We start from the raw sequence: 5,793 nt of genomic DNA, 5'->3' as shown, positions 1-5,793 counted from the left end.
ATCATCGCCGGATTATCCATGATCTGACAGCCGTCCCTTATAGGATGCGGGTTCACTAGGCATCGTAGTGGAACATATTCTTACCGGGCCATACAACAAACCCACCAATAATTCAAGACGTCCTCCACGGGGCGCTTACCGATAAAACGACCCAGGAAGAACTGAGTGACCTGCAGGCGAAAGCCCGGCGGGCATTACACGACACCCGCGCCAAACTGAACGGCAACAGCCGCATCGGTCAATACGCCCGCGATGGCGCCCAGTATGCCCGCGACGCCGCGGTGCAAACCAAAAACTTTGTCGTGGAAAAACCCTGGCACAGCTTGGGCATCACGACCGCGGTGGGGATCGTGCTAGGGGTTCTGTTAACGCGCCGCAAGTCCGACAGCGCCGCTGGTTAAATCGGTCCTGGAAAATTTTTTTCCTCTTTTTCCTCTTTGTTAGCCCTACAATACCTGCAATGAACCCGCTCCACGCCTGGAGCGGGTTTTTTATTTGCTTTTTTTACTCAGAAGCTAGCGTCCGCCGCAGGGTATTACTATATATTGTATGGTTGATCTGATTTATATCTAGATATAGTATGCATTACATGTTCAGCACCACAACGCGGCGGCAACGCTCTCGCAAGCCCGCGACGCCTACACTGTGAGAGGTAAATACGAATCATGACTATTACTATTTACACTAAACCGGATTGTGTCCAATGTCACGCTACCTGCCGCGCGCTTGACCGTAAAGGCATCGATTACCGGCTGGTGGATCTGCTGGACGATGAGCAAGCACTGCATCATGTCAGGTCGCTCGGTTATCAGCAAGTTCCCGTGGTACAGACCGCCAGTGAACACTGGAGCGGCTTTCGTCCGGACAAAATTAACCTGTTGTCCGCCAGCGCAATACCGGCCTAAGGCGCGGTAATGACCGCGTTGGTCTATTTTTCCAGCAGTTCGGAGAGTACGCACCGCTTCGTCAGAAAATTGGGGCTGCCGGCGCTGCGTATCCCTCTTGAGATGCGCGAGAGCGTGAAAGCGGATGCCCCCTATATTCTCATTTTACCGAGCTACGGCGGCGGCTCGACCCGCGGCGCCGTACCACGCCAGGTCATCCGTTTTCTCAACGATCCGTTAAACCGTTCCTTGTTGCGCGGCGTCATTGGCGCCGGCAACCGGAACTTCGGTGCAGCCTTCTGTTTGGCGGGCGATATCGTCGCCCAGAAATGTCAGGTTCCTCTGCTCTATCGCTTTGAGCTATTGGGAACGGCGGAAGATGTCGCACAGGTACGAAAGGGAGTGACCGAATTTTGGCAGCGACAGAACTTAGCATAATTGAACCCGCGTTGCAGGCGCTGGATTATCATGCCCTCAATGCCATGCTCAACCTCTACGACGAGGCGGGCCATATCCAGTTCGACAAGGATCATCTGGCGGTAGAGTGCTACCGGCAACAGCATGTGATCCCGAACAGCCGTCGCTTTGCCTCCCTTGAGGAAAAGCTGCGCTGCCTGGTCGACGAGGGCTATTATGAAGCTAAGGTGCTGGCGCCTTACAGCCAGGCGTTTATCGCTTCGCTGTTCGCCGAAGCCCGAGCCCGCGCGCAACGCTTCCAGTTCCAGACCTTTATGGGCGCGCTGAAGTTTTACACCAGTTATGCGTTGAAAAGCTTCGACGGCAAGCAATATCTGGAAGATTTCGAGGATCGGGTGTGCATGGTGGCGCTGACGTTGGCCGCCGGCGACGAAACCCTCGCCAGGGCGATGATGGCGGAGATGCTCTCCGGCCGTTTCCAACCCGCGACCCCCACCTTTCTCAACTGCGGTAAACAGCAGCGCGGGGAATACGTCTCCTGCTTTTTGCTGCGTATCGAAGATAATATGGAATCGATAGGCCGGGCGGTCAACGCCGCGCTTCAGCTGTCAAAACGCTGCGGCGGCGTGGCCTTTATGTTGACCAATCTGCGCGAAGCGGGCGCCCCCATCAAGCGTATCGAAAATCAATCGTCCGGGGTGATACCGGTGATGAAAATGCTTGAGGACGCGTTTTCCTACGCCAATCAGCTCGGCGCACGCCAGGGTGCCGGCGCCGTCTATCTGCACGCCCACCATCCCGATATTTTGCGTTTTCTGGACACCAAGCGCGAAAACGCCGACGAGAAAATCCGCATCAAAACCCTGTCGCTGGGCGTGGTGATACCGGATATCACCTTTCAGCTGGCGCGGGACAATCAGCCGATGTATCTCTTCTCGCCGTATGACGTGGAGCGTATTTACGGTCAGCCGTTCTCACAACTGGCTATCGGCGAGCGCTATCACGAGATGGTGGCGGACAGCCGTATTCGTAAAACCGCCATCAACGCGCGCGCTTTTTTCCAGACGCTGGCCGAAATCCAGTTTGAGTCCGGTTATCCTTATATGATGTTCGAGGATACGGTGAATCGCGCCAACCCCATCGCCGGGCGCATCAATATGAGTAATTTGTGTTCGGAAATTCTGCAGGTCAATAGCGCCACCGAGTACAACGAAGACCTGAGCTATCAACACGTGGGGCGCGATATCTCCTGTAATCTGGGCTCGCTGAATATCGCGCACACGATGGATTCGCCCGATTTTGGCCACACGGTTGAGACGGCGGTGCGCGCCCTGACCGCGGTGTCAGACATGAGCCATATCGGCTCGGTGCCTTCGATCGCCGAGGGTAATCAGCATTCCCACGCCATCGGCCTCGGTCAAATGAACCTGCACGGTTATCTGGCGCGCGAGCATATTTATTACGGCAGCCCGGAGGCTGTGGAATTTACCGATCTCTATTTTTACGCCGTGGCCTATCATGCGGTGCGCGCCTCCAACCGGTTAGCGATAGAGCGCGGACGCGCCTTCGGCGGATTTGCGCAGTCACGCTACGCAAGCGGTGAGTATTTCACGCCTTACATCAGCCAGCTTTGGGAAGCGAAAAGCGAATGCGTGCGCCGTTTGTTCGCCAAAAGCCATATTCAGTTACCGACTCAAGAAGACTGGCGGTCGCTGGCGGACAGCGTCAAGCGGCACGGGCTGTATAATCAAAACCTGCAGGCGGTGCCGCCTACCGGCTCTATCTCGTATATCAACCATTCGACCTCCAGCATTCACCCGATCGTTTCGCGTATCGAGATCCGTAAAGAGGGTAAAACCGGCCGGGTTTATTATCCCGCGCCGTACATGACCAATGAGAACCTGGCCTATTACCAGGATGCCTACGAGATTGGGCCGGAAAAAATTATCGATACCTACGCCGCCGCCACTCGCCATGTGGATCAAGGGCTGTCGCTAACGCTCTTCTTTCACGATACCGCGACCACGCGCGATATTAACCGGGCGCAAATTTACGCTTGGAAAAAAGGTATTAAAACGCTGTATTACATCCGCATCCGGCAGTTGGCGCTAGAAGGTACCGAAGTGGCCGGCTGCGTGTCGTGCGCCCTGTAAGGTCAAGGAAGAATGCTATGACCCTCGAATCCGCGCGTACGCGCGTCCAGGCGGTAAACTGGAACCGTATCCAGGATGACAAAGATCTGGAAGTCTGGAACCGTTTGACCGCCAATTTTTGGCTGCCCGAAAAACTACCACTGTCTAATGACGTCCCGTCATGGAACGCCTTATCCGCCCAGGAGCAACAGCTGACAATTCGGGTATTTACCGGCCTAACGCTGCTGGATACGGTGCAAAATACCTTCGGCGCGCCGGCGTTGATGGTCGACGCCCTGACCCCTCATGAAGAGGCGGTATTTTCCAATATCTGCTTTATGGAGGCGGTACATGCCCGTTCCTACAGCTCGATATTCTCCACCCTCTGTTCCATGGCGGATGTGGACGCTGCTTATCGCTGGAGCGAAGAGAATGCGGCACTGCAAAATAAAGCGGCTATTATTCTACGCCATTATCAGGATAATGACCCGCTAAAGAAAAAAGTGGCCAGCGTTTTTCTCGAATCATTCTTATTTTATTCCGGCTTCTATTTGCCAATGTATTATTCCAGCCGCGGCAAGCTGACCAATACCGCAGATTTAATTCGCCTTATTATTCGCGATGAAGCGGTGCACGGCTATTATATCGGTTATAAATTCCAGCGCGGTCTGGCGGCGGCCACCCCGGAGCGCCGCGAGGCAGTTAAGCTGTTCGCCTATGATCTGTTGCAGGATCTCTACGAAAATGAGCTGGCTTACAGCGCCGTGCTGTATGATGACGTCGGTTGGACCGAGGACGTCACCGCTTTTCTGCACTATAACGCCAATAAGGCCTTGATGAATCTCGGTTATGAGGCACTGTTCCCGGCCTCGATGACCGCCGTGAATCCTGCCATTCTTTCGGCCCTGTCGCCGAACGCGGATGAAAATCACGACTTCTTCTCCGGCTCCGGCTCCTCCTATGTGATGGGAGGCGCGGTCAATACGGAAGACGAGGATTGGGCCTTCTAACACCGATGGCCGTCCACGCCGACGGGTGTTTGTGACCGTCGGCGTGGACGGTTCGGCGAGGACGAAATCACGACGCCGGCCGGGTTTTCCCCGCGGACAGGTTATAAGCGGCTGGGGTTTAAACCTGGCAATTTCATCTCTGTGACATAACCCGCGCTCCCGCATTGCTTATCTCTCTTCTCGCCGCATCGGCAACGCAACATTTATTTCCTCTCGCTAAAAGCGATAATTCCGGGGTTGATTTCTGACCCGATATTAAACGCAATGCGCGAATATTCCATCATGGCGATTGACAGGGTAAAACGCTTCGTCTTATAGACTTGGCACTATTATCCACTTGCGCCAAATATGAGAAAAAAAGAGTCAATCTCGAAACGAGAATATATCCCAAACGAACGTCCCTCGCCGCTTTTTGCTGCTGATATCGCCCTCTTCATTGCCTAAAAATAGCGTTTTTTTTCACAAGGTGATATTTGCCACAAACCCTTGTCTGCCGTAGTGGATCCGGCCGTAATAGGCCATCCTCGCGTCATGAATATCCTGTCTTTAGGGCGATTAGGGGTTGTCTCAGAATATCTGTATGTTAAGGAATAGGGCGTTTTAATTTTGGTCAGGATTATTTTATATAGTAGATGTCACACGGGAAAACTATAATTTCATGGCAGTAAAACTTGAAGTAAAGAACCTTTATAAAATATTTGGTGAACACCCCGAGCGGGCGTTCAAATTGATTAACGCAGGGCAAGACAAAGATACCATATTTGCAAAAACCGGTCTGACGGTTGGCGTTAAAAATGCCAGTCTGGCCATTGAAGAAGGCGAGATATTCGTCATCATGGAATTATCCGGCTCGGGTAAATTCACTATGGTACGCCTTCTCAATCGTCTGATAGAGCCGACACGGGGTGAGGTGCTGATTGACGGCGAAAATATCGCCAACATCGCCGATGTCGCCCTGCGCGAGGTGCGACGTAAAAAAATCAGTATGGTGTTTCAGTCTTTTGCACTGATGCCGCATTTGAACGTGCTGGATAATACCGCTTTCGGCATGATGCTGGATGGTATGGCGCCACAGCAACGCCATGACAAAGCGCTGGAAGCCCTGGCGCAGGTGGGACTGGAAGTAAGCGTACGCACAGCGCCGTATTGACAGTTATTCAGCAGGGATGGTGAGGTTCCACGGCAGGAGCTCTTTGATTTTGTTGATGGGATGATCCGCGATAATCGCCAGCACATGGCGTAGATACGCTTCCGGCTCCACGCCGTTCAGTTTGCAACTGCCGATCAGCGTATACATCAGCGCCGCCCGGTCGCCGCCGCTATCCGAACCGAAGAACAGATAGTTCTTGC

6 protein-coding genes and 1 pseudogene are annotated in these 5,793 nt (G+C 53.6%); 6 read left to right on the top strand and 1 reads right to left on the bottom strand.

The genetic code is table 11. The annotated features are described in order from the left end of the window. Positions 1-281: 281 nt before the first annotated feature. The 6 genes and pseudogenes from ACMX3H_RS16370 to ACMX3H_RS16345 form a co-directional block, all read left to right on the top strand. The gene (locus tag ACMX3H_RS16370; RefSeq protein WP_415211580.1) at positions 282-401 is read left to right on the top strand and encodes a glycine zipper domain-containing protein; all 120 of its coding nucleotides are present in this window, start codon (positions 282-284) and stop codon (positions 399-401) included. A 264-nt stretch (positions 402-665) separates the two neighbouring features. Beyond that, positions 666-905 carry a glutaredoxin-like protein NrdH gene (nrdH, locus tag ACMX3H_RS16365; RefSeq protein ID WP_415211579.1) on the top strand — a complete coding sequence of 80 codons (240 nt, stop codon included), beginning with the start codon at positions 666-668 and terminating at the stop codon, positions 903-905. A gap of 9 nt (positions 906-914) precedes the next feature. Then, on the top strand, positions 915-1,322 hold the full coding sequence (nrdI, locus tag ACMX3H_RS16360; protein ID WP_415211578.1) for a class Ib ribonucleoside-diphosphate reductase assembly flavoprotein NrdI: 408 nt from the start codon (positions 915-917) through the stop codon (positions 1,320-1,322). Next, positions 1,298-3,454 carry a class 1b ribonucleoside-diphosphate reductase subunit alpha gene (nrdE, locus tag ACMX3H_RS16355; RefSeq protein WP_415211577.1) on the top strand — a complete coding sequence of 719 codons (2,157 nt, stop codon included), beginning with the start codon at positions 1,298-1,300 and terminating at the stop codon, positions 3,452-3,454. The genes nrdI and nrdE overlap by 25 nt, the downstream gene beginning before the upstream one ends. A gap of 17 nt (positions 3,455-3,471) precedes the next feature. Further along, a complete protein-coding gene (gene nrdF, locus ACMX3H_RS16350; protein ID WP_415211576.1) occupies positions 3,472-4,443 on the top strand; it encodes a class 1b ribonucleoside-diphosphate reductase subunit beta in 972 nt (323 codons plus the stop codon). Between the two features lie 658 nt (positions 4,444-5,101). Continuing rightward, positions 5,102-5,587, top strand: a pseudogene (locus tag ACMX3H_RS16345) (ATP-binding cassette domain-containing protein); the annotation flags it as partial. 9 nt (positions 5,588-5,596) lie between these two features. Here ACMX3H_RS16345 and ACMX3H_RS16340 read toward each other — a convergent pair. Continuing rightward, positions 5,597-5,793: transposase domain-containing protein (locus ACMX3H_RS16340; protein WP_415211575.1), on the bottom strand; the 197-nt coding region annotated here is incomplete at its 5' end.

The sequence above is a fragment of the Sodalis sp. (in: enterobacteria) genome (assembly GCF_047607725.1).
GTDB lineage: Bacteria > Pseudomonadota > Gammaproteobacteria > Enterobacterales > Enterobacteriaceae > JBLKSS01.
Note: the sequence above shows the minus strand (reverse complement) of the source record. Positions and strands in the feature narration are given on the sequence as shown.